The organism is Pseudarthrobacter sp. BRE9, from assembly GCF_031844305.1.
Lineage (GTDB): Bacteria > Actinomycetota > Actinomycetes > Actinomycetales > Micrococcaceae > Arthrobacter.
In genome coordinates, this window is sequence record NZ_JAUZUY010000004.1 from 81,016 (window position 1) to 103,591 (window position 22,576).

General features: G+C 68.0%; 25 protein-coding genes and 1 riboswitch. Of the genes, 13 read left to right on the forward strand and 12 right to left on the reverse strand.

All coding sequences use genetic code 11. From position 1 onward, the window contains the following. Positions 1-13 precede the first annotated feature (13 nt). Genes Q9R31_RS10125 through Q9R31_RS10135 form a run of 3 tightly spaced genes read right to left on the reverse strand, consistent with a single transcriptional unit; the run spans position 14 to position 3,137 of the window. Positions 14-898, reverse strand: coding sequence for a carbohydrate ABC transporter permease (locus tag Q9R31_RS10125; protein ID WP_311262602.1), 885 nt, complete (start codon positions 896-898; stop codon positions 14-16). Next, the gene (locus Q9R31_RS10130; protein WP_311262603.1) at positions 895-1,809 is read right to left on the reverse strand and encodes a sugar ABC transporter permease; all 915 of its coding nucleotides are present in this window, start codon (positions 1,807-1,809) and stop codon (positions 895-897) included. The genes Q9R31_RS10125 and Q9R31_RS10130 overlap by 4 nt, the downstream gene beginning before the upstream one ends. Then, positions 1,809-3,137 carry an ABC transporter substrate-binding protein gene (locus Q9R31_RS10135; protein WP_311262604.1) on the reverse strand — a complete coding sequence of 443 codons (1,329 nt, stop codon included), beginning with the start codon at positions 3,135-3,137 and terminating at the stop codon, positions 1,809-1,811. Before Q9R31_RS10135 ends, Q9R31_RS10130 begins: the two co-directional genes overlap by 1 nt. 126 nt (positions 3,138-3,263) lie before the next feature. Here Q9R31_RS10135 and Q9R31_RS10140 point away from each other — a divergent pair, with 126 nt between their 5' ends. From Q9R31_RS10140 to Q9R31_RS10170, 7 genes are all read left to right on the forward strand, one after another. Beyond that, complete coding sequence (locus Q9R31_RS10140; protein ID WP_311262605.1) at positions 3,264-4,445, forward strand: ROK family transcriptional regulator; 1,182 nt, start codon at positions 3,264-3,266, stop codon at positions 4,443-4,445. 101 nt (positions 4,446-4,546) lie between these two features. Continuing rightward, positions 4,547-4,612: riboswitch (guanidine-III (ykkC-III) riboswitch) on the forward strand. A gap of 10 nt (positions 4,613-4,622) precedes the next feature. After that, positions 4,623-4,946, forward strand: coding sequence for an SMR family transporter (locus tag Q9R31_RS10145; protein ID WP_311262606.1), 324 nt, complete (start codon positions 4,623-4,625; stop codon positions 4,944-4,946). Then, on the forward strand, positions 4,946-5,323 hold the full coding sequence (locus tag Q9R31_RS10150; protein WP_311262607.1) for a multidrug efflux SMR transporter: 378 nt from the start codon (positions 4,946-4,948) through the stop codon (positions 5,321-5,323). Before Q9R31_RS10145 ends, Q9R31_RS10150 begins: the two co-directional genes overlap by 1 nt. A 23-nt stretch (positions 5,324-5,346) precedes the next feature. Beyond that, a complete protein-coding gene (locus Q9R31_RS10155; protein ID WP_311262608.1) occupies positions 5,347-5,973 on the forward strand; it encodes a nucleoside/nucleotide kinase family protein in 627 nt (208 codons plus the stop codon). Between the two features lie 39 nt (positions 5,974-6,012). After that, entirely contained in the window at positions 6,013-7,041 is a 1,029-nt protein-coding gene (locus tag Q9R31_RS10160; RefSeq protein WP_311262609.1) for an aldo/keto reductase, read from the forward strand. A gap of 56 nt (positions 7,042-7,097) precedes the next feature. Continuing rightward, positions 7,098-7,400 carry an antibiotic biosynthesis monooxygenase gene (locus Q9R31_RS10165; protein WP_311262610.1) on the forward strand — a complete coding sequence of 101 codons (303 nt, stop codon included), beginning with the start codon at positions 7,098-7,100 and terminating at the stop codon, positions 7,398-7,400. Positions 7,401-7,420: 20 nt separating this feature from the next. Beyond that, positions 7,421-8,071 carry an MBL fold metallo-hydrolase gene (locus tag Q9R31_RS10170; protein ID WP_311262611.1) on the forward strand — a complete coding sequence of 217 codons (651 nt, stop codon included), beginning with the start codon at positions 7,421-7,423 and terminating at the stop codon, positions 8,069-8,071. Positions 8,072-8,153: 82 nt separating this feature from the next. On the opposite strand, the gene Q9R31_RS10175 is transcribed toward Q9R31_RS10170, so the two are convergent. Next, a complete protein-coding gene (locus Q9R31_RS10175; RefSeq protein WP_311262612.1) occupies positions 8,154-10,037 on the reverse strand; it encodes a DEAD/DEAH box helicase in 1,884 nt (627 codons plus the stop codon). Between the two features lie 316 nt (positions 10,038-10,353). Here Q9R31_RS10175 and Q9R31_RS10180 point away from each other — a divergent pair, with 316 nt between their 5' ends. Continuing rightward, the gene (locus Q9R31_RS10180) at positions 10,354-11,112 is read left to right on the forward strand and encodes a class I SAM-dependent methyltransferase (RefSeq protein ID WP_311262613.1); all 759 of its coding nucleotides are present in this window, start codon (positions 10,354-10,356) and stop codon (positions 11,110-11,112) included. On the opposite strand, the gene Q9R31_RS10185 is transcribed toward Q9R31_RS10180, so the two are convergent. Then, positions 11,109-12,530, reverse strand: a complete 1,422-nt coding sequence (locus tag Q9R31_RS10185) for an MFS transporter (RefSeq protein WP_311262614.1) — start codon at positions 12,528-12,530, stop codon at positions 11,109-11,111. The two genes, Q9R31_RS10180 and Q9R31_RS10185, sit on opposite strands and share 4 nt — an antisense overlap. Before the next feature lie 8 nt (positions 12,531-12,538). Then, positions 12,539-13,885 carry an MFS transporter gene (locus Q9R31_RS10190; protein WP_311262615.1) on the reverse strand — a complete coding sequence of 449 codons (1,347 nt, stop codon included), beginning with the start codon at positions 13,883-13,885 and terminating at the stop codon, positions 12,539-12,541. Between the two features lie 394 nt (positions 13,886-14,279). Between Q9R31_RS10190 and Q9R31_RS10195 the strand changes: the two genes are divergently transcribed. Continuing rightward, positions 14,280-14,555, forward strand: a complete 276-nt coding sequence (locus Q9R31_RS10195) for a hypothetical protein (protein WP_311262616.1) — start codon at positions 14,280-14,282, stop codon at positions 14,553-14,555. A 44-nt stretch (positions 14,556-14,599) separates the two neighbouring features. Continuing rightward, positions 14,600-15,523 carry a tRNA (guanosine(46)-N7)-methyltransferase TrmB gene (gene trmB, locus Q9R31_RS10200; RefSeq protein ID WP_311262617.1) on the forward strand — a complete coding sequence of 308 codons (924 nt, stop codon included), beginning with the start codon at positions 14,600-14,602 and terminating at the stop codon, positions 15,521-15,523. Between the two features lie 29 nt (positions 15,524-15,552). Here trmB and Q9R31_RS10205 read toward each other — a convergent pair whose 3' ends face one another. Beyond that, entirely contained in the window at positions 15,553-15,999 is a 447-nt protein-coding gene (locus Q9R31_RS10205) for a hypothetical protein (RefSeq protein ID WP_311262618.1), read from the reverse strand. Between the two features lie 5 nt (positions 16,000-16,004). After that, positions 16,005-17,585, reverse strand: coding sequence for a hypothetical protein (locus tag Q9R31_RS10210; protein WP_311262787.1), 1,581 nt, complete (start codon positions 17,583-17,585; stop codon positions 16,005-16,007). A 257-nt stretch (positions 17,586-17,842) separates the two neighbouring features. Between Q9R31_RS10210 and Q9R31_RS10215 the strand changes: the two genes are divergently transcribed. Then, complete coding sequence (locus Q9R31_RS10215; protein WP_311262788.1) at positions 17,843-18,661, forward strand: DUF1206 domain-containing protein; 819 nt, start codon at positions 17,843-17,845, stop codon at positions 18,659-18,661. 27 nt (positions 18,662-18,688) lie between these two features. Continuing rightward, positions 18,689-19,168: an SRPBCC family protein gene (locus Q9R31_RS10220; protein WP_311262619.1), complete on the forward strand. Its 480-nt coding sequence runs from the start codon at positions 18,689-18,691 to the stop codon at positions 19,166-19,168. Here Q9R31_RS10220 and Q9R31_RS10225 read toward each other — a convergent pair. After that, entirely contained in the window at positions 19,165-19,821 is a 657-nt protein-coding gene (locus Q9R31_RS10225) for a zf-HC2 domain-containing protein (protein ID WP_311262620.1), read from the reverse strand. The genes Q9R31_RS10220 and Q9R31_RS10225 overlap by 4 nt on opposite strands. Then, positions 19,818-20,318, reverse strand: a complete 501-nt coding sequence (locus Q9R31_RS10230) for a sigma-70 family RNA polymerase sigma factor (protein WP_311262621.1) — start codon at positions 20,316-20,318, stop codon at positions 19,818-19,820. Before Q9R31_RS10230 ends, Q9R31_RS10225 begins: the two co-directional genes overlap by 4 nt. A gap of 267 nt (positions 20,319-20,585) precedes the next feature. Between Q9R31_RS10230 and Q9R31_RS10235 the strand changes: the two genes are divergently transcribed. After that, positions 20,586-21,161: a hypothetical protein gene (locus Q9R31_RS10235; protein WP_311262622.1), complete on the forward strand. Its 576-nt coding sequence runs from the start codon at positions 20,586-20,588 to the stop codon at positions 21,159-21,161. An 18-nt stretch (positions 21,162-21,179) separates the two neighbouring features. On the opposite strand, the gene Q9R31_RS10240 is transcribed toward Q9R31_RS10235, so the two are convergent. Beyond that, positions 21,180-21,938: a hypothetical protein gene (locus tag Q9R31_RS10240; RefSeq protein ID WP_311262623.1), complete on the reverse strand. Its 759-nt coding sequence runs from the start codon at positions 21,936-21,938 to the stop codon at positions 21,180-21,182. Next, on the reverse strand, positions 21,931-22,509 hold the full coding sequence (locus tag Q9R31_RS10245; protein WP_311262624.1) for an RNA polymerase sigma factor: 579 nt from the start codon (positions 22,507-22,509) through the stop codon (positions 21,931-21,933). Before Q9R31_RS10245 ends, Q9R31_RS10240 begins: the two co-directional genes overlap by 8 nt. Between the last annotated feature and the right edge of the window lie 67 nt (positions 22,510-22,576).

The window sequence follows — 22,576 nt, forward strand, 5'->3', positions numbered from 1 at the left end:
CTCTGGGACGCGATCAGCGGATGGTGGAGCCCCACATGTTGGTGAGGTAGCGGCGCATGAAGAAGATGAAGACCAGTGCCGGGACCACCAGCAGGAAGCCGCCGGCGAAACGGTAGGCAAGCGGCGATTCGGCGAGGGAGCTGAGGACCTGGGCGGGGAGGGTGCGCTGGTTCAGTGTCAGGATCGAGGCGCCCAGGACTTCATTCCAGGACATGACGAACGTGAAGATCGAGGCCGCGGCGATGCCGGGGATGGCCATGGGCAGGACCACTTTGAGGAAGGCCTGGACCGGGCTGCAGCCGAAGATGCGTGCCGCTTCCTCAACGTCGCGCGGAACTCCCAGGAACACCGAGGCCGTAATCAGGATGGTGGTGGGCAGGGCCAGTGCCGTGTGGAGCAGAACGACGGCGAGGACGCTGTCGTACAGCCCCGTCTGCAGGAAGAGCTGGGCCAGCGGCACGGAGAGCACGACGATCGGCAGGGCACGCGTGAACAGCAGGAACAGCTGGTAAGGCTCCCTGCCGCGGAAGGCGAAGCGAGCCACGGCGTACCCTGCGGGAACACCGATGAGCAGCGACAGCACAAGGGTGAACACACCCACCTGGACGGAGTTGATCAGGCCGCCCAGGATGCCTGTGGACTGCAGGAACGTCTGCATGGTCTCGGTGGAGAAGTTGTCCGGGATGAAGCTGAGCGGAAACTTCTGCAGCGACTGCCGGCTGGACATGGCCGCCAGTGCGATCAGGTAGATCGGCAGCGCCATGAAGAGGGTGATCAGGATGCACGCCACCTGGAGGAGCACCCGGTTGCGTCGCTGCCGCGCCAGGGGCCGGCGGTCCACCCCGGGTTCAGGCCGGGCAGTCCCGGCAGTGGTCCTGGACGTCGTCGCGTGGCTCATCGCGCAGCCTCCGTCTGGTCCCTCAGGAGTTTCAGGTAGCCCACTGCCGTGATCATGGAGACGGCCATGACCACCAAAGCCAGTGCGGATGCAACGTTGGGGTCCTGCAGGCCCGTATACCAGCGGTACGTCTCACCGACCACCAGCGGAAAGTTCTGGCCGGTGAGGGCGAGGGCCACGGCGAAGGTCTGGAAGGCCAGGATGGTCCTCAGGATCAGGGCGGTTTGGAGGCTGGGGCGGAGCAGCGGCAAGGTCACGTGCCACAGCCGGTTCCAGAAACTGGCCCCGAAGACGCCGGCGGCTTCCTCGTAATCCTTCGGGATGGACTGTAGGCCGGCCACCACGATTACGAACACCAGCGACGTCGCCCGCCACACCTCCGCGATCAGCACGGCGCCGAACATGGACGGGTAGTTGTCATACGCGAGCCACGAGACGGGCTGAAGTCCCAGGGACGCAAGGAGCGAGTTGAGGTATCCGCGGTCCGTGAAGACCGTCAACCAGACCAGGCCGGCGGCGAGGTCGCTCACCGCGAGCGGGATGGCCCAGATGTAGAAGTAGGCAGACGCCCCCCGCGGCTTGGCCCGGATCAGCAGGGCCATCGCCAGGGCAAGGACAAACTGGATGGGGATCATCACCACGATGAGCAGGACCGTGTTGCCCACGGAGGACCAGAAATACGGGTCCTGGGACATCCGGGTGAAGTTCGCGGTGGTCAAACCTTCGGGCCCGCCGAAGGCCTGCAGGACGCCGCTGACCATCGGCCAGCCGAAGAGCAGCGTCATGAACACGATCGACGGGGCAATCAGCAGCAGCGCCGAAGAGCTTCCCCGCCTCCTGGGCGCACGGACTCTTGGACCCGGAGGGGGAACATGCGGCCTGGCTGCGGCCGGCGCATCGGGGGCGGCCATCATGCGACCTTGCAGGGGGACGTCTTGGGATCCGGTGCCCAGCACGGGACATTAAGGCTGTCCATGATCTTGGCCAGTTCCGCGCCCTGCCGGTCCAGCGTGGCCTTGACGTCCGCGTTGTTCAGGCAGATCTCCTGGAAGCAGTTCTTGAACAGCTGGGAGACCTGGGGGTCCTTGTCGCCCAGTCCCACGGGCGGCAGGGCGAGCTTGGCGTCGGAGGCCTCCTGCTGCGCCTTGACCGCCTTGGCTTCAAGGGCCACGCCGCCGGGAAGGTCGCCGCCGATGTCCGTCTTCACCACGGGGAAGAAGGAGTTGGATTTCAGTGTCTCGATCTGCGCCTCGGGCTTGGACAGGGCCTTGATGAGCTCGAAGGCCTTGTCCTTCTCGGGCGAACCCTTCGGCACCGCCATGCCGCCCACGATCAGGAGGTAGCCCCTGCCCTTGGGGCCGGAGGGGGCCGGAACCATCTGCCAGTCGTCCGGCTTGTCCTTGACGGCCGTGATGAGGCGCGCCACGTGGTCCCAGGCCACCAGGACCTCGCCGTTGGCCAGGGGCTCCTGCATGAAGTCGTAGTTGGTGGAGGCCGGATTCGTGTTCGCCCAGAGCTCGCGCATGTACGTCCAGGCGTTGACGGCATCCTGGTTGCGGAAGGTGGTGATTTGCCCGCCCGTGAAGCTGGGAAGCAGGAAGCCCTGGTAGAAGCGGTGGTGCAGGCCCTTTGGGCCCGCCGGAAGGCCGAAGACGGGCCGGCCGCTGGCGTCCTTGGCCGCCTTCGCCCATGCCAGGTACTGGTCGTACGTGAGCTTGTTGACGTCTGCTCCCGACGGCAGCCACTGCAGTGCCTTCTTATTGACCGCCAGCACGTAAGTGGCCTGGATCCAGGGAATGTAGCGGGGAACGTCTGTGCCTAGCTTGGCCAGCTCAGTCACGTCCTTCGAGTAGCCGGCCGACGACAAGTCATTCATGAGCGAGCTGAGGTCCTCCAGCTGCGAGGCGAAGGGGGCGAGGTCGCCGTGCAGCCCACCGGCAATTCCCACCTCGACTTTTCCGGCGGCCAGCTGGGACTTCAGGGTGGTGTTGAAAACGCCCGTATCAACGGGGTTGTAGGCCACGCTGATATCCCCCGCGAACTTCTTGAGTGTGGCCTCATACTTCTGGCGTTCCTCCACCGGGGAGAACTGGGTGGAGAGGAAGCTGACCGACCCCTTGCCGCCGCTTCCGCTGGTATTGACCCCGCAGGCCGCAAGCACCGGGCCGGCTGCCAAGACCGTAAGGCCCCCCTTCAACAATGCTCGCCGGCTGACGTCGTGGTGGGCGGTAACGGACATTAGAGCCTCCTGGAGTGAAGGACTGCTAGGTTTTTTGTCTGATGATCGATCATAATTGTGTGATACAGATCACGTCAATGATGGACGGGCCAATCCGCGTGCCCGCAGTGAAAGGAAGCGTCCCGCATGACGGACCAGAGGACGCTGGTGGGAGAGGCTGCCCAGACGCCGGCCGGCCCCGCCACCAGCGCCGGGCACCTTCTCCAGCTCCTGCGCTCGAACGCCGCGGGATACAGCCGGGCGGACCTGCTGGAGATCACCGGCATGGCGCGTTCCACCCTCTATGAGCGGCTCGATGCCCTCTTCGCGGCGGGGCTCGTCTACGAGTCCACTCCCGTGCGCGCACAGCGGGGCAGGCCGCCCCGCTCCCTCCGTTTCGATGACCGCGACAAGCTGGTGGTGTGCCTGGAAATCGGCCATACCCACGCCGGAATCCATCTCCTGTCCCTGAGCAGGGAAGTGGTGGCTTCCGCCCGTATCCCCGTCGAGATCGGGAACAGGCAGGAGGTGGTGGTTGGCCAGGTGGTCGGCGAAGCGCTGCGGCTGCTGGACGGCCGGCAACCCGTAGGAGCAGGAGTAGGACTGCCCGCCCCGGTTGACCCCCTCCACCGCCTCGGACTCGAGCGGACCGTCCTTGCCCACTGGGACCTGCAGCTCGTGCAGGAGGCACTGGAATCCAGCCTTGACTGCCCGGTCCTGCTGGAAAACGACGCCCGGTCAATGGCCGTGGGGGAGATCCGCGGCCCGCTCGACTCCCTTGTTGCCGTGAAGGTCAGCACCGGGATCGGCGCCGGGATCATCGTCCGCGGTTCGCTGGTGCGCGGCGCCCACGGCGCCGCCGGGGACATCGGGCATGTGCGCATCCCGGAGGCCGCCGGTTGCCGGTGCCGCTGCGGCAGGGACGGCTGCCTGGCGGCGGTGGCTTCCGGGCGCGCGCTGCTGGCCGCCCCGCGGTTTGCGCATTACGGAACGCTGCGGCGGTTCGTTGACGCAGCCGCCGACGACCCGGACGTCCGTGCCGCAGTCTCAGACGCCGGTCGGGTGCTGGGACGCGCCCTCGCCGCCATGGTGGGGACGCTGAATCCGGGGCGGGTGGCGGTGGGCGGCCTGGTGGGGGTCCTCCCCGGCTTCCTGCAGGCATGCCGGCAGCAAATTCTTGCCGATGCCTTCGAACCTTCCCTGGTGGACCTGGAGATCGTCCCCGCGGACAGCCGCAAGGCCACCGCAGTGGGCCTTTGCCGGCTGGTGGAGGAGAGCCTCTACGCACCGGACCGGGTGGAACAGCTGCTGTCCCAGCATGCGGGGTGAGCACGCGGGGTGAGCACGCCAAGTGCGCGCGGCCGGCCACCTCGGCTGGTGAGGTTGGGCACCAACGTGGCCGCACGCCGTCGAGCGTTGCTACGCTGGGAGCCAAGGCTCCACCCCGGGCCTCCGGACGACGGTTCAGTACCCGGCACGCGACAAGACTGGCCAAAGGATCAAGTCATGCCGTGGTTAATCCTTCTTCTTTCCGGCGCGCTGGAGGCCGTCTGGGCAGCCGCACTCCACCGCGCGTCCAAGGCTTCCGGACGCCGCCGCCTGGCCCCTGCCGCCCTTTTCCTTGTGGCCGTTGCCGCGAGCACCGGCGGCCTCGCCGTGGCGATGCAGTCCATTCCCACCGGCACGGCCTACGCCGTCTGGGTCGGAGTGGGCGTGGTCCTGACCTCCGCCTACGCCATGGCCACCAAGGTGGAACGCCCGACGGCGGCACGCCTGCTGCTGCTGTCCGGGATCGCCGCGTGCGTGGTCGGCCTGAAGGTGGTGGCGTGATGATGAAGCGTTCACTCCCGTGGCTGGTGCTCCTGGCCTCCGCCGTCCTGGAGGCAGTCTGGGCCACAGCCCTGGGCTTGTCCGACGGTTTCAGCAGACCCCTGCCCACGCTCGTTTTCGCCGTCACCGCAACCCTCAGCATGCTGGGCCTGGGCATGTCGATCCGAAGCATCCCGCTGGGCACCGCCTACGCCATCTGGGTGGGCATTGGTGCCGCGTTAACGGTCGGCTGGGCCATGGCCACCGGAGTGGAACCGTTCAGCGTGGTCAAGCTGCTGTTCATTGCCGGTATCGTGGGCTGCGCCGCCGGCCTCAAGGCGCTGCCGGTTCGGGACCATGCCGCAGCCCGCACACCCGCGGAGTCCACCCGCCGCTGATTCGCGCGGTTTAGGCTGTTGCCATGGACTCCCCCGAGATCACCGACGCCCTGGACGCGCTGCGGCGCCGGATGGCCCCCGGAACGCGCACCATCCTGGGCATCGCAGGGGCGCCGGGCTCCGGGAAGTCCACGTTTGCGGCGTGGCTGCAGGAGCAGTTCAGCCCGGGGACGTCGGTTGTGGTCCCGATGGACGGCTTCCACCTGGGCAACGCGATCATCGAGGGGACCCCGCTGCGGCAGCGTAAAGGCGCCATTGATACGTTCGACGGCGGCGGCTACCTTTCGCTGCTGCGCCGCCTGGTGCGCCGGGACGAGGCCGTCGTCTACGCGCCGGAGTTCCGCCGCAGCCTGGACGAGCCGGTGGCCGCGTCCATCGCCGTGCCGGCCGACGTCCCGCTGGTCATCACCGAGGGCAACTACCTGCTGGCGGACCAGGAGCCGTGGAAAGAGGTACGGGCGCAACTGGACGAGGTATGGTTCCTCGAAACCCCGCCCGCGCTGCGGCTCCAGCGGCTGATGGACCGGCACGTGTCATTCGGCATGGACCCGGAGGCTGCGGCGGCCTGGGCCGAGGGACCCGATGAAGCAAATGCCCGCCTGATCCAGGCCACCCGCCCGGCCGCGGACCGCATCATCCCCTGGCTTTAGACGACCCATTCCAAGAGCAGGAAACGAACAGGAGCACCCATGGCAAACGCACCCCTTGACCACGGCAACACCAAGCCCGCCGCCGCCGTCCAGCTCGGCGACGGCCTGGCCGTCAGCCCCCTTGGATTTGGGGGCATGGCCCTGACCCCCGTGTACGGCGAGGTTGACCCCGCCGAGGCGCTGCGGACACTGCACCACGCCGTCGACGCCGGCATCAGCTTCATCGACACCGCGGACATCTACGGCGGCGGCAGCAACGAGGAACTGATTTCCCGGCTGCTCAAGGACCGGCGGGACGAGGTCCAGCTGGCCACCAAGTTCGCGCTGGTGGGCACGCCGACAGATGGCTACACGGACATCCGCGGCGACGCTGCCTACGTCCGCCAGGCGGTGGACCGGAGCCTGGCCCGGCTGGGCACCGACGTCATTGACCTCTACTACATGCACCGCCGCGACGTCAGGGTCCCCATCGAGGAAACCGTGGGCGCCATGGCGGAGCTGGTCAAGCAGGGCAAGGTCAAGCACCTGGGGCTGTCCGAAGTGACTGCCCAGGAGCTGCAGGACGCGGCAGCGGTCCACCCGATCGCCGCAGTCCAGAGCGAGTGGTCGATCTGGAGCCGGGACGTGGAACGCAACGTTGTTCCCGCCGCAGCCGGCCTGGGAGTGGGCTTTGTCCCCTACTCCCCGCTGGGCCGCGGTTTCCTTACCGGAACCGTTGATACCGCAAGCCTGGGCGAGAAGGACTTCCGGCGAAACATTCCCCGTTTTGCCCCGGACGCTGCAACCGCCAACCAGGCGGTGGTGGACGCTGTCCGGTCAGTGGCGGACCAGCTCGGCGGCACCCCCGCGCAGGTGGCCCTGGCCTGGCTGTTCGCCCAGGGCAAGCGGCTCGGCCTGCCGGTCGTCCCCATCCCCGGCACCCGCAAAGCTGCACGCATCGACGAAAACCTTGGCGCACTTGCCCTGGACCTCACCCCGGCGCACCTGGAGGCCCTCGACGCAGCGTCGGACGCCGTCGTCGGCTCCCGTTCCGCGGACCCCAACTGGGTGTCCGAGGGACGGGAATAAGCCATTCTTTGAGAGCCAATAACCCGCACATCGTGACCGCTACCCCAAGGAGCCCCATGCCTGCCATCGTCCACTTCGAAGTCCGGATCGACCCCGCCCACCGCGACGGCGCCGCCAAATATCTGTCCGAAACGCTGGCCGCCACCCGTGCCTGGCCGGGCAACCAAGGCATCGAAGCGCTGGTGGATGACGCGGACCCCTGCCACATCCTGGTGGTGGAAACCTGGGCCACCACCCAGGACCACGATGACTACGCGGCCTGGCGGACCACACCGGAGGGGCAGAACAGGCTCCGTGAAATCCTGGCCGTGCCGCCGTCCAAACAGGTCTACTCGACCACCCTGCCGCTGGACCTGTAGCCGTGCCTGGACTGAAGCCCATGGACTCACTTCTCCACGACCTGCCGGCCCTTACCATCCGCAGCATCCCGGTCAGCGACATGGACAACAATGTGTACCTGCTGACCGCGAAGGAGAGCGGTGCGCAGCTGTTGATCGACGCCGCTGACAACCTGCCTGCCATCCAGCAGCTGCTGGCGGACGGGGCAGCGGACACCTCCGTGGCTCCGCGGCTGGCGCTGATCGCCACAACCCACCAGCACTGGGACCACGTCCGCGCGCTGAAGGAGCTGGTGGAGGCCACCGGTGCCCCCACTGCGGCCGGGGCGGACGACGCCGATGCGCTGCCCGTACCTGTGGACCGGCGGCTTGGGCACGGGGACAAGGTGGCGGTGGAAGGGTTTGAGCTCACCGCCGTGCACCTGCGCGGGCACACGCCAGGCTCGATCGCGTTTGTCTACCAGGACCCGGACGGGCCTGCCCACATCTTCTCCGGTGACTCGCTGTTTCCGGGCGGGGTGGGCAACACGCAGAAGGATCCCGAGCGGTTCAACCAGCTCCTGTCCGATGTCACGGAGCGTCTGTTCGGCACCTACCCGGACACCGCCGTCGTGCATCCCGGGCACGGCAAGCCGACCACCCTGGGTACCGAACGCCCGCACCTTGCGGAGTGGCGCGCCCGCGGCTGGTAGCGGCGCCAGACACAATAACGGCGGGCTCAACCAGTTCATGTGGTTGAGCCCGCCGTTTCACTGCCTGGCGGCTGTTGACTGCTTAGCGGCTGCGGCGTTCGTTCGACGCCGGGGCGGACGCGCGGCGCGGGCCGCTGCGGGCGGGGCGGCCCGCGCCGCCGTTGCCGCCGCTGCCCGAACCGTAGGAGCCGCCGGAGGTTCCGCCGGTGTTGGAGGACCAGACAGCCTTGCTGCCGCCGGTTGCACCGGCAGAGCGCTGGCCGGATGCGCCGGCTGCTGCGCGCTGGCCGGTTGCGGGGCGTCCACTGCGCTGGCCCCCGGAGGAAGCCGGTCGGCCTGAGGATGCGGGACGGCCGGTGCCGCCGCGGGGAGCGTCGCTGCGGGTAACGCGTGACTCGGCACGGCCGTCTGAACCGCGGCCGGCCGATGCACGGCCACCTGCTGCGGGGACGTCGTTGCGGTGCGTCGAAGCGGTGCCGCGGCCGCGGGCATTGCGGCGGGCAGCCGCTGCTGCCACAGCCCTGTCCTCGTTCTGCTCTGCGTTGCGGTCGAAGGCTGCGCGGGCTTCCGTGCGGCCTTCGAAGGCAACCGCCCGGCGCTCGGCGCGGGGAACATCGGTACGGGCCGGCTCGGCCGAAACCTTGCCGCGTCCACCACGGCCGCCGCGGCCACCGGCGGACGGCGCAGCCTGGCGGCGTGCGCGCTTGCGTTCGGCGTTGGCGCCGGTGGAGGTGCCGCCGCCCTGCCTGGGAGCCTTGGCCGCCATCAGTGCGGCGCGGGTGCGCGGATCGACCTTGTCGGCGATTTCGCCCACCAGCTCCGCGACGATCGGGGAGTTGGCCGAGACGCGCTCGAAGTTCACGTCGACGCCGGCGGCCTTCATGAGCTTCTTCACGTCGCTCTGCTGCTCGGGCAGTGTCAGCGTGACCACGGTGCCGTCGGAACCGGCACGCGCGGTGCGGCCGGAACGGTGCAGGTACGCCTTGTGCTCGGTGGGCGGGTCCACGTGGATGACCAGTTCGACGTCGTCAACGTGCACACCGCGGGCGGCGACGTCGGTGGCCACCAGGACGCGGACGTCACCGTTGGAGAACTCGGCGAGGTTGCGGTCGCGGGCGTTCTGCGACAGGTTGCCGTGCAGGTCAACGGCGGGGATCCCGGCGTCGGTCAGGGTCTTGGCCAGCTTGCGGGCGTGGTGCTTGGTCCGCATGAACAGGACGCGGCGGCCGGCGCCGGAGGCGAGCTCCACGATCAGCTGCTTCTTGACGGTCTGGTCGTTGACCACCAGTACGTGGTGCTCCATGGTGGTCACCGCTGCCTGCGGATCGTCCACCGAGTGGGTGAGCGGGTTGGACAGGTAGCGCTGGACGATCTTGTCCACGCCGTTGTCCAGGGTGGCGGAGAAGAGCAGGCGCTGGCCCTGGCTGGGGGTCATGTCCATGAGCTTCTTGACCACGGGAAGGAAGCCGAGGTCGGCCATGTGGTCGGCCTCGTCCAGGACGGTGATTTCCACGGCCTCGAGGGTGAGGATGCGCTGGCGGATCAGGTCCTCCAGGCGGCCGGGGCAGGCGATGACGATGTCGACGCCGGCCCGCAGCGCCTTCTCCTGGCGGGCCTGGGAGATGCCGCCGTAGATCACCGTGGTGTTCAGGCCGGCGGCCTTGGCCAGCGGCTCGATGGTGGCGTTGATCTGGGTTGCCAGTTCACGGGTGGGCGCCAGGACCAGGCCCATGGGGCGGCCGGGCTTGCGGAAGTACTTGGCTTCCCGCTCAGCGAGTCGTGCTACAAGCGGGATGGCGAAAGCAATGGTTTTACCGGATCCGGTCCGGCCGCGGCCCAGGACGTCACGACCGGACAGGGTGTCCGGAAGGGTCTTGACCTGGATGGGGAACGGTTCAACGATTCCCTGGGCGGTGAGGGTGTCTGCAAGGGCCTTGGGAGTACCGAGGGCAGCAAAAGTAGTCATGTAGGTTTTTACGGTCTTTCTGGCGGTATCCGGGCGGATATCGGCCCCCAGTGCCGGTTGGACCAGGGGTTTCGCCGAAGAAAAGTCAGGTGATCAAACCGGGCGCTGTAAATAGGACAGCCGGCCGGGACCAAATGGAACGCGTTCATCGACGCAGGATGTGCCTCTCACATGAAGAAAGCCCACTCCCTGGAAAGGATCTCCAGTCAGGAGCAGGCGGCATCACTGCACATCAAGTTCCTCCAGTCTAGCACTTCTCTGCGGGGCACCCGTCCCCGGCGTTGCCTTCGGAGGCACGGCGGGGCAGTGTTGAGGCATGAGCGAACACCCGGGGCAGCGCCAGGACACGCACCAGAATGAAGCGCACCAGCAGCACATGGGCGACGGCGGCGGCCCGCCGGACGCGGCCGGCGGCGGCATCGGTCCCGCAGCAGTCTGGGACGAGCGGTACCGGACCAAGGCGCGGCTCTGGAGCGGGAAGCCGAACCCGCAGCTGGTCCGTGAAGCCGGTGGCCTGCGTCCGGGAAGGGCGCTGGAACTGGGGTGCGGCGAAGGTGCCGACGCCATCTGGCTGGCCCAGCAAGGCTGGTCCGTGACCGCCGTCGACGTTTCCGCTGTAGCCCTGGAACGGGCACATTCCCACGAGCTGGCGGAGCTGGCGCGGGAAAGCGTGCACGCCTCCAGCGGGGAGATCGGCAGCCGGATCACGTGGCAACTCGCGGACCTGACGCAGTGGCAGCCGGGCATTTCCTATGACCTGGTGACCTCCCAGTTCCTGCATTCCCAGGAACTCGACTGGCGCATCCCGCTGCGCACGGCCGCCTCGGCGGTCAAACCGGGCGGAACCCTGCTGGTGGTGGGCCACCATCCGGACCGGCTGCCACCCTGGGGCAATGACCACCACAACCACCGGGACATGTTCTACACCGCTGACGACCTGGTCCCCGAACTGGGGCTTAACGGTCCCGAGTGGCAGATTGAGGTCCTCACCAGCCGGGAGCGGCCGGTGACCGGGCCGGATGGCCAGGAGGCCACGATTGCCGACGTCGTCCTGCGCGCCACCCGCCTGCCCTAATTCCTCAACGACTCCTTGGCGGTCACCCGCGGTGCCACCAGTGCCGCGGCGACGCCGATGGCTGCGGTGAAGGCGAAGACGCCCGCGAAGGACTGGACCGCCGTCGTAAAGGCCGCGAAGACAATCCCTGTGGTGGCCAGCGACAACGCTCCGCCGAGGGAGTCCGAAATGGACATGGCGGAGCTGTTGAAACCTTCATTCTCCTTGGTGGACAGAGCCAGGGTCATCACACTCAGGCGCGGGTAGAGCAAGCCCATGCCGCCGCCCGCCAGGACCCAGCCGGCGATGGCGATTGCGGCCGGCCAGTGCAGCGCCGTGGTGGCCAGCGCCAGGAGCACAGCCGCCAGGACCATGAGCGACCCCGCCTGGACGGCGCGCAGGTCCGGCAGCCTGGCGCCGAGCCGCCCCTGGACACCGGCGGCACCGGCCCAGGCCAGCGCACCTCCGGTAAGGGTCAGCCCGGCCAGCGTGGGCGGGAACGCGTACTGGTCGATCAGCAGGTACGGCAGATAGACCTCCGCGCCGAAGAACGACGCCGAGGCGAGGCCCCGCGCCAGGATCACGCTCGGCAGCCCGCGGCGGGCGGTGAGGGTGCCGGCGGGTACCAGCGGCCGGACAGCCACCAGGGCCAGGACGACGGCGGCGGACGCCAGGAGTGCCATGGCGGCGGGGAAAGCGGGAACGCTGAGGCCGGCGGAGAGGTTCAGGGCCAGCACGGCGAGCGCAGCCAGTGCCGCCCAGGCCAGGCGGCCGAGGGCCCAGGGCGGGACTGTTTCCCTCCGGCCTGCCTCTTCCGGCCCGCCTGCCGGAACCGGCTTGTTGAGGCCGCGCAGCACCGGCGCGATCATCGCCAGCGCCGGAACGACCAGGCCCACCACGCCCAGGAACACCCAGTGCCAGCTGAAGACCTGGGCCACGACGCCGGCGGCGAAGGGCCCCACCAGCGAGGGGACCACCCAGGCGGCGGAGAACGCGGCGAAGATTTTGGGGTGCAGCGGCCCGGGAAAGAACCGCGCCACCAGCACGTAGAGCGCCACGGTGAGGGCGCCGCCGCCCAGTCCCTGGACCAGCCGGCCCGCAACGAGCATTGGCATGGAAACCGAGGTGCCCGCGATCAGCAGGCCTGCCACGAACAGTGCCACCGAGGTGTACAGCGGCATGGCGGGGCCTCGGCGGTCGGACCAGTTTCCGGCGCCCACCATGCCGATCACGCCGGTTGCCAGCGGCCCCGCGAAGGCCAGGGCGTAGAGGCTTCCGCCGTTCAGCTCCCGGCTGACCAGGGGCATGATGGTGGTCACGGCAAGGGATTCGAACGCGGCCAGGAACACCAGGGCACAGGTGCCGATGGTTACCCAGAAATACGGCGGCCGGAAGATCCCGGTGGCGGGATGGGTGGCCGGAAGAGTGGAGTCCCGCACAGCTTTTCCTAACCCACGTACCGGTTCCGGCCCGATCGGTAGCCGAAGACCGCCGCGAGCAGTCCCACCACCATGAACAGGACGCCGGCGGGAACGAAGGACCCGGTGGCTTGGTGGAGCTGGCCAACCATGAGCGTTCCGGTGGAGCCCACCCCGTAGCCGACACCCTGCATCATGCCCGAAAGGTGGGCCGCGGTGTGCCCGTCGCGCGTACGGAGCATGATCAGGGTCAGTGCGCATGCGGTGAGGCTCCCCTGCCCCAGCCCCAGCAACCCGGCCCACACCCAGATCAGGTCCAGCGGGCCCAGGATGCTGAGCACGAATCCTCCGCCGGTCATCAGCGCCACCACGGTGTTGATGGCGCGCTGGTCCCGGAACCTGGCGGCCAGGGCCGGGGCGAACAGGGAACCCAGCATCTGCAGCACGATGCACACGGCGACGATCAGGCCTGCGGTGGCGCCGTCAACACCCCGCTCGCGAAGGATGGGCGCCAGCCAGGCGAAGCCGCTGAAGGACATCATGGCCTGCAGCACCATGAAGATGGTCACCTGCCAGGCGACGGGTGAACGCCACACATTGACCCCCTCCCTGACCGCCTGGTGCCGGACGGACCCCTGCCGGACGGCGACGGGAAGGAACAGGAGAAGGACGACGGCGGCGGGCACCGCCCAGACCCACAGCGCCGTGGTCCACTCCCCCGTTGCCGTGTAGACCGGGTAGGTGAAGCCGGCGCCGAGCGCGGCGGAGGCACAAATGGCGGTGGTATAAAGGCCGCCCATGAGGCCCAGCCGCTGCGGGAAGTCTCGCTTCACCAGGCCTGGAAGAAGCACATTGCACACTGCGATGGCGGCGCCGCAGGCTGCCGTGCCGAGCAGGAGGGCAGGCAGGTGCCCCGCGCCGCCTGGGGCAGCACCGGTGTCCACCGGCCGCAGCAGCAGCCCCGCGGTCAGCAGCGCCATGGCCCCCAGCAGCACCCGCTCCGCACCGAACCGGCGGGCCAGGACAGGCGCGAGCGGCGCAAACACACCCAGCAGTGTGACGGGAACGGTGGTCAGCACCACTACAGACCAGCCGGGCAGCGCGGCCTGGGAGGTCACCTCCGGAAGGACTGTGGAAAGGCTGGAAAAGACGCTGCGCAGGTTCAGCCCGATCAGGACAAGGCACACCCCCAGGTAGGCAAGGGCACGACGGCTGCCCACCCGGGTGGGTTCAGGCGCCGGCAGGTCATCGATTTCGGCATCGACCAGTGTGCCGGATTCCACCAGGCTGCTGCCAGTCCGTGCCCCGCCCTGGGCGTCCCCGGAGGCAGCCCCCCGCCGCCGCTTCCCGGCTTCGGCATTCGTTGCGTCCGTCATGCGCCCATTCTTGCAGGAGAGCAACGCCGGGAGTTTTCCACATACGGAACCGGGCGCCTTCCGGCACCCCTGGCGGCTTCGTAGGTTGTAAGCAGCCGCGGCCGGACGGATGGCCGCACCAACCAACGGGAGCACCATGGAAGCCACGCCGCCAAAGGAACCACGCCCTGCCCCACCGGAAAGCACAGTCCCACCGGATAGCACACCCTCCCAAAGCGCGCTCCAGGCCGGGACCAGCCCGCCTCCCGGCTTCCCGGGTCATCCCGACCAGCCGCCGCCGGACACTCCCGGCAACAACCTCCCCGGCAACAACCCGCCCGGCAGCGGAATACCTGGCAATGAGGGGCCCGGGAACAAAGGAACGAACAGCCTGGTCCTGGCAATTCTTGCCCCGGTGAGCATGTTCCTCACCGGTCCCCTGTCCATGTTCGCCATGTTGATGACATATTCGGATGACGGCTCTTCCAGCAGGCGATGGGTGACTCCCCTGGTGCTGTTCAGCCTGCCTCTCCTCTTTGCCTCACTGGCGCTGCGGCTGGCGCTGCCTGCCCTCAAGGGCTCTCCGCGGACATCAGGCAACTGGACCGCGGCGGCAGTTGCCCTCTGTATCTCCGGCCTGGTTTTCGCTTTGGCATTGGGTCCTGCGCTGGACAACATGGGCCTGTTCTGACCCCTCCGGTCCCGGGCCGTGCCCGCGGCGCTATTCTGGAAGGGATGAGCGAATCCCCTGAACACCCCCAGCAGTCGCATGTCCCCAGGCCTGTCACGCCCGGCACCCAGGCCTCCTTCGGCACGTACGGAGGCCGTCCGGTCAGCTTCGTGCGCCGCGGCACCCGGCTGCAGGGCCGGCGGCAGGCTGCCTGGGCGGAGCACGCCGAACGGTGGGCCGTCAACGTTCCACGGCACGTGGCCAACACCTCGGTCCACCCCGACTACACCTTCGACGCTGCGGCGGAGTTCGGCCGTGACGCCCCGCTCATCGTCGAGATCGGGTCCGGCCTCGGCGACGCCATCTGCCATGCTGCGGAACAGAACCCGGACACGAACTTCCTGGCCGTGGAGGTCTACACCCCGGGGCTGGCCAACACCATCATCAAGATCAACAGCCGGGGCCTGGCCAACGTCCGGGTGGTGGAGGCAAATGCCCCGGAGGTGCTGGCCACCATGCTGCCCGAGGGCTCGGTCAGCGAGCTCTGGGTCTTTTTCCCCGATCCCTGGCATAAGTCCCGGCACCACAAGCGTCGCCTCATCCAGCCCGAGTTCGCCGGGCTGGCGGCACGGGCGCTGAAGCCGGGCGGCCTGTTCCGGATCGCCACCGACTGGTCCAACTACGCCGTCCACGTCCGGGACGTCATGGCAGGCTCGGAGGACTTCGAGAACCTCCACACGGGCGAGCGCCGGGGACCCGAAAGCCCGTTGACGCAGGTGTGGCAGTCCGGCGTCGAATCGGTGGTGGGCGGCGCGCCCGTCCGGGAGGGCCGTGCACCGGTAAGCACGGAGCACACCGGCCCCAACGAAGGCGTGGACGAAACGGGCGGCTGGGCCCCCCGCTTCGAGGGCAGGATCCGGACCAGCTTCGAGGCGAAGGCCCACGAGGCAGGCCGGCTGATCTTCGACCTCTGCTACCGCCGCCGCTGACCCGGAGCGGGGCGGCGGCGGGGCGGCGGTCACGCCACGCTGATCGAGCCGACAATCTCCTTGAGCATCTCCAGCCGGGGTTCCGCCTCCGGGTTCAGGTAGGGCCAGATGACCACAACGCCTATGAACCGCCCGCTTTCCCACACGCCCACTGTGGCTGCCACTTTGGCCGGCCCGCCGTCGTCGTCATATCCCACGACCACTGCATAGGCGGACTTGCCGGGCAGGTTCAGCTCGCCCTCGGCCAGGAGGGTGCCGCCGCGTTCCTCAAGGTAGAAATCTGACATCAGGTGGGCCCAGCCGTTGGCCTGCGGCGCATCCTGAACCGAGGTGTCGTCCTTGATCACCGTGACCAGGACGCCGCCCAGCAGGCCGTACTGTTCGCTGTTGGGCCCTGCCGTGGAATCATCCAGGACCTGGGTGTGCTCGGGAAAATCTGCGGTGAAGCCCAGCGGGGATTCGATGTGCACTGACATTGGTTTCAGAGCCTCTCGAGCTTGGTGTCGTTGGGGACTTTATAGTACGTGGACACGTTGGTGGTGGACTGGTTCTCGGTCTTGACGTCCACCTCGCCCACTTTGACGTCGAAGCCCGCTTCGTTGGAGGCCGTCACTACAGAGTTCACCTGGATGGTGGCGGAGCCGGCCTCGTAAAGCCGGGCTGCATCGCGGGCGGCACCTGCGTCGTTCCCCAGGGCCACGTTGCGCAGATAGCTATCTATGACCGGGCGGTTCTCGGGGGAGTAATCGATGTCGATCTTGATCGTCCCCTGCGTTCCGGCCGTCACGGTGGAATCGAACTTCGCTGCCTCGGACTTCACACCGGAGGTGACGCCCTGGGCCACGGTCCCGTCCATGGATACGGACACTGAATCGATGTTGTTGCCCTTGTCCATGTTGACCTGCAGCCCGCCCTTGCCGGAGGCCTCAAAGACCCGCCCGTCCAGGTTGAGCTTGCCCTGGGCCGAGACCTCGCCGCTTGCTGTGGAGGTACCGTCGGTCAGGTTCCGCTCGTAGGCAAGGTCGAGCTTCGCCCCGCCGGACGCGGTTCCGGCCTCGCCCTCCGCGGCCAGTGAGAACGTCCCCTTTGCCTTGTCCGTCTGTCCGGTGGAGCCGTTGTCCTTCGCAGCGTCGTTGATGGTGTCCAGGATGTATCCGGGCGGGTTGCCTGCCACGTCCTTGATCTCGCCGATGCTGTCCGGCGGAAGGTCGCGGTACATCTGCTCCCGCGCAGCCATGGCTTCCTCCACACTGGCAAACGTGTACTCGCGGGAGACCTCGCCCGTCAGCGTGGCGCCCGCCGTTCCCGTGGTGTCATTGACGCCCAGGCCCATGTTTCCGTACACCTTCATGGTGGCGGAGCCGTCGGCGTTCTCCACCACTTCGGTTCCCACCTCGGCGCCGCCGTGGACCCAGGCAACCCGGGCCTCGATGGAGGCTTTGCCGGTCTCCGAATAGACGGGAATGTCCGCCTTGGCCAGTTCCTGCAGGTGCTGCTTGGCCAGCTGCTGCGCAGCGGCGGGAATGCCGCCATCCATGCGCATCAGGTCCTCGGCGAACGGGCCATCGCTGCCTTCGCCCTCGATGAGGTATTTCCGGTCGGCATCGGACAGGCCGGCCCACCACTTTGCCTGCTCCTGCGGGCTGGCATCAAGCATTCGGTCCAGCCCGGACTCCAGCTCCCGGCGGTGTTCGGCGGCCGCCCTGGCTGCTTCGGCCTTTTCCCTCAGCCACTCCCTGGCCTGGGCTGCGAGGGAGGCCAGCCGGTCCCAGGTACTGCTGCCGGAACCACCGGCGCTGGCAGTTGACGCCTTTTCCTGCTCATCGGCATGCTTCATCAGGATTTTTGAGTTCTCCCGGAGGCTGGCCACCACTTTGTCCAGGCTGGGCCGGTGGCTGGCGCTCCACTCCTGGCGGAAGCGGTCCCCGTCCCGGCCCTTCCACGGCGCGGACTGGATCTGGCTGTGCAGGGCCCCTGCCCGGCTGCTCAGCAGTGAGGCCGCCTGGTCCGCCGCTTTGGCCAACGCCCGCAACTGGCTGACGTCTGCGCCGTAAAAGGTCATGTTTCCCCCCGGAAAGAGTGCGGTGCGTGTCAACCGCTGGTCCTTATGGTTGCACAGCTGAAGGAACCCTGCGATGGGGATCGCTCCCCATCCCCCGGGGGGCCAATGACGGCCTGAGCGAACGGCCGGGCAGCCCTGGGAAGCAGTACCGGGGCGGCTGTTCGGGACACGGCCGGCGTGGGACGATTGCGGTGTAATAAGGGCACGCACAGCAGCGCACGACGCGCCTGTCCAAAGGAAAGACGATCAAAGAAGAACTGAAACAGGTGGCTGACAAGGCCGAGGACGTGACCAATTCGCGCGTCCTGGAGGTCTTTGCCCGGTCAGGATTCGCTGCCAGCGGCATCCTGCACCTGCTGGTAGGTGCCATCTCCATCCGCCTGGCCATGGGCGGCACGGGCCATGCCGACTTCAGCGGCGCGGTGGCGGAACTGGCCACCATGCCCGTTGGGCCGTTCCTGCTGTGGGGAAGCTTCGCTGCCTGCGCGGCACTGTCGCTGTGGCAGGCCGGCGATGCCATCTTCGACTTCAACCACCAGGCCACGAAAAAGAAGATCAAGAACAAAGCCAAGGCCGCCCTGCAGGCGATCGTGTACGCCGTCCTGGCCCTGACCCTGTGGCATTTCGCCACTGGCACAGGGACCGGCGGGGACAACCGGAAGGCCGCCAGCGACTTCACTATTTCCATGATGCAGGCCCCGGGCGGTGTGGCGCTGCTGGTCCTGATCGGCCTGGCAGTGGCAGTCACGGGCGTGGTGTACGGCATCCGGGGACCGAAGAAATCGTTCGAGAAGCAGTTGCGGATGCCTGCTCCGGGCCCGGCCAGGACAGCGGTGACAGCCCTGGGGGTGGCGGGCTACCTGGCCAAGGGAACCGTGCTGCTGCTGGCCGGGCTGCTCATTGCCATCGCCACGATCAAGGAACACCCGGAGGATTCCACCGGCCTGGACGGCGGCCTGCGGGCCCTCCGCGACCAGCCGCTGGGGCCCTGGCTCCTGGCTGCGGTGGGAGCCGGACTGGTCTGCTACGGCGCGTACATGATCATGCGTGCGCGGCTGGCCAAAATGACCAGGTAGCCGGTAGTCGCGTGGTTAGGTTGAGCCATGCCACAGGTACGTGCCGAACGTTTGATCCGCATCGACCCGGAGACGGCCTTTGCCTTTTCCCAGACAACCGGGGACTTCCGGCTCAAGTGGGACCCCTTCATCTCCGCCCAGGGCTTCCTCGATGGGGCGAACGCGCCGGGAAAAGGCGTCCGCACCCGCACCAGGTCGCGGCTTGGCCTGGCCATGGTGAGCCAGTACGTCTCCTACGCGCCGCCCCGGAACGTGGGCATGACCATGGTGTCGGGCCCGTGGTTTTTCACCAACTTCGGCGGTGGCTGGCGTTTCAGCGCGGACGACGGCGGCACAAGGGCAGTCTGGAAATACACCTTTTCGTGCCGCCCGGCTTTGCTGCGGCCCATCATGGAGCGGATCGGCAGCTGGCTGCTGGGCTACGAGATTGAACGGCGGATCGAGTCCTTCGCCCGCGCCTGTGAGGACGAGTCCCTGGTGGCGGAGTTCAGGGCACTCCACACTTAGGGAACGGTGATGACCGCCACGGCGCGCTGGGCGCCGTCGCGCAGTTCCACGCTGGAGATGCTGCCCAGCTGGATGGGCGTGGCCCCGGTGACCTTGACCTTGCCGCTGGGGGTGGCGCTCCAGGCGCAGGCCCGGTCCTCCCCGCCGGCCCGGTCGCGCACCCACAAGGAGAGGGTTCCTTCCGCCGGCAGGCTGCTGCCGCTCACCGCGAGCTCGGTTCCCCACGTCTTCCGGGCCATGTCGATGTTGACCTGCAGCCCTCCCCCGGACGCCACGGAATAGGTGGCATCGGGCTGCGGCGGCCTGGCGAGCAGGGGGCCCACGGCCAGTCCCACGGCCAGGCATGCAGCGGCAACGGCGCCTGCCAGCGCTGCCCACCGCCGTCGTAATGTCCGACGCCGGCGGGCCAGTTCGTCGAAAAGGCGGGCTGGGGCGTTGGCATCTGTACCGTCGCTGGCGCCCGGAATGGCGGTGAGCGCCACGGCGTCGGGGACGGGAAGTGAGTCCAGGAGCATGGGCACCTTCTCCAGCTCCGCCAGTTCCTTCCGGCAGGCGCCGCAGTCGTGGAGGTGCGCCTCAAAGAGTGCGAGGTCATCGGGATCGAGGCCGCCCAGTACATATGCCCCCAGCAGGTGGTGCGGATTGGTGTTCACCGTTCCACCCCCATTTCATCCAGGATGGTGCGCAGTGCCCTCAGCGCGTAGAAGGCGCGGGACTTGACCGTTCCGCTGGGGATGCTGAGCTGGACGGCTGCCTCGTTGACCGTGAACCGGCGGTAATGTAGGGCTACCAGGACGTCCCGGTGTTCCTTGCTCAGCCGCAGCAGCGCTTCCTCCATCAGGACCCGGTTAAGCATCTCGTCAACGCGGCCCATCACCGCTGCGGGGTCGGTCAGGCTGCTCTCCAGCGACTCGTGCGGCCGGCGCTGGCTCCGGCGGTAATTGTCGATCATGATGTTCCTGGCCGTGCGGTAGAGATAACTGCGGAAGCTGCCGTTGACGTCCGGGGCGTGCTGCCAGACGCGGAGCACGGTTTCCTGCACCACGTCCTCCGCCAGCTGTGGATCATGCGTGGCGCTGAGCACGAACCGGCGCAGGGCGCTCCCGTGTTCACGGTAGATGGCCTCCACCACGTTGTCGTCGAGCGGCATGCCACTCCTCCCGTCCTGGCCTTTCACATCAATGCCCGGACCACAAAAACGCCCAGGCCACACCGGAACGCCACGGCATCCTGCGCTCCCGGCTGTTACCACGCCGGGAAGCAGGAATCGGTTCAGTTGCCCGGGTCCGCAGCGCCTGTGAACCATTCTTTACCCGGAAGCGTCATAGGGGTTAGCGGCCGGTGATTCGATGCCGGGCGCCCGCAGAATGCATCAGCAATAAGCACCAGCCACGAAAGTACAGCCAAGGAGCACACCATGAAACACCATGTCGGGCCAGGCCTTGCCGTCCTGGCCCTGGCGGCAGCCCTCACCGGCTGCGGCAACAGCACCACCCCCGCGGCCACCAGCCCGGCCCCGGGTGCCGCAAGCACCGCATCAAGCAGCGCGTCCGGCGCCGCGTCCAGCGCTGCTTCTTCGTCCGGCATGGCCTCAATGTCCGCGTCATCGTCGCAGGCGGGGGCCGCCGTCGACCTCAAAACGGCGTCCTCCTCGGCAGGCTCCATTGTGGTGGATTCGAAGGGAATGAGCCTTTATTTCTTCACCAAGGACACCAAGGACTCCGGCACCAGCGCCTGCACCGGCAACTGCCTGGTGCAGTGGCCGCCGCTGACCACCACCTCGGGTTCTCCTGCGGCCGACGGCGTGACCGGGAAGCTGGGCACCATCAACACCCCTGACGGAAAAAAGCAGGTGACGCTGAACGGCATGCCGCTCTATTACTACGTCAAGGACACCAAGCCCGGCGACGTCCTGGGCCAGGGCGTCGGCGGCGTCTGGTACCTGTCGGATCCGTCGGGCGCGATGATCAAGGCGGCGGGCCAGGGCTATTAGGCCTGCCGGCAGCCTGGCCTACTTCACGGGAACGTCCGGCACCTTGCCCGGGAGCGGAACTTCCGTGGGCACAGGAACGGGCAGCCTGGAGCCTTGTTCCAGGCCCTTCCTGACGTCCTCGGGAACGTTGGCGGGCAGGGACGGTTCCGTGGGGGCGCCCGCCGGCTTCCGGGCGGCAGCACCGTGGCTGGGCGCGTTCCCCGGCCGTGCGGGAACGTCCGACGGCGTCTCTCCGGCTGGTGCTGAAGCGGGCGCGGGTGCCGGCGGAACGGCATCCGCGCTGCTGGTTGCCGGCGTCCGGGGGACCGCGGGCTGGGGCGCGGGCAACTTTGGGACGTCGTGGCCGGCGGGTGCCACGGTGGACCCCGTCACGAAAGAGGTGACGGCGTGGTTCAGCTGGTTGAAGGATTCGCGGAACCCCTGGTCGGAGGCGGCGGCCACGGCACCACCGGCCGCGAGCGAAGCGGCCACCGACAACGTGGTGAGCGTGATGCGGCGCTTGGCCTTCCGGCGCGCGGCGAGCTCATCGGCCGGCCGGCTGGCGGGGAGGACGGGTGTTGCCACGGGGCCGGCAGTGGGAAGCGCAGTGGCGGCGGGGCCGGCAGCGGACGCACCTGCCATCAGCGCTGCGATGTCGGCCGAGGGCTCAGGGGTCTCCACTGCCAGGGCACGCAAGCTGACCAGGGCGTGGCGGAGCTGGCCGTCGTCGTCCATGCCTGCCTCCAGCAGGAGCTGGTCGATGGCCCCATCGTTGCGGGATCCTGCGGTGTCACTCATGATTCGCCTGGTTTCTTTTGAGCGTTTGTGCCTTGAGGTTCTGCAGGGCGCGGCGCTGGAGCTGCTTGATGGCTCCGGCGCTCTTGCCCATGATGGCGGCCACCTGGTCGATGGACAGGTCCGCCACGACGCGCAGGGCCAGGACTTCCTGGTGTTCCTCGCTGAGGCCTGCCAGCATCGCCGCGGCGCCACCGGTCAGTTCCACGGCGTGGTCCTCCGCGGACGGTGAGGTACGGCCGTCCTGCTGGGGGTCGTACGGTGTGAGCTGCGGCCTGCGCTCCAGCCGCCGGTAGTGGTCCACCATGCGGGCGTGGGCGATGGAAAAAATCAGCGACTTGGCGCCCGCCAGGCCGCCGGTGAGGTTGCCGATTTTGGGATAGAAGGCCAGGAAGACATCCTGTGTGACGGCTTCGGGGTCATCGAGTCCCCGCGCCTTGAGGTAGCCCTGCACCGGGCCCGCGAAGGTTCGATAGGCAGCGGCGAACAACGCGGCCGGATCGGTTCCGGCTGCGTTGTCGAATATGTCGATCTCTTCTTGGGCCAAAGTGTCCAGCACCTGCGGCTCCTCCATCCCGGGATCCGGCCCGCGCCTTGTCCCGGTTTCGGGTATGGACTGCCAGTCCCCGTGGTCTTCCAGC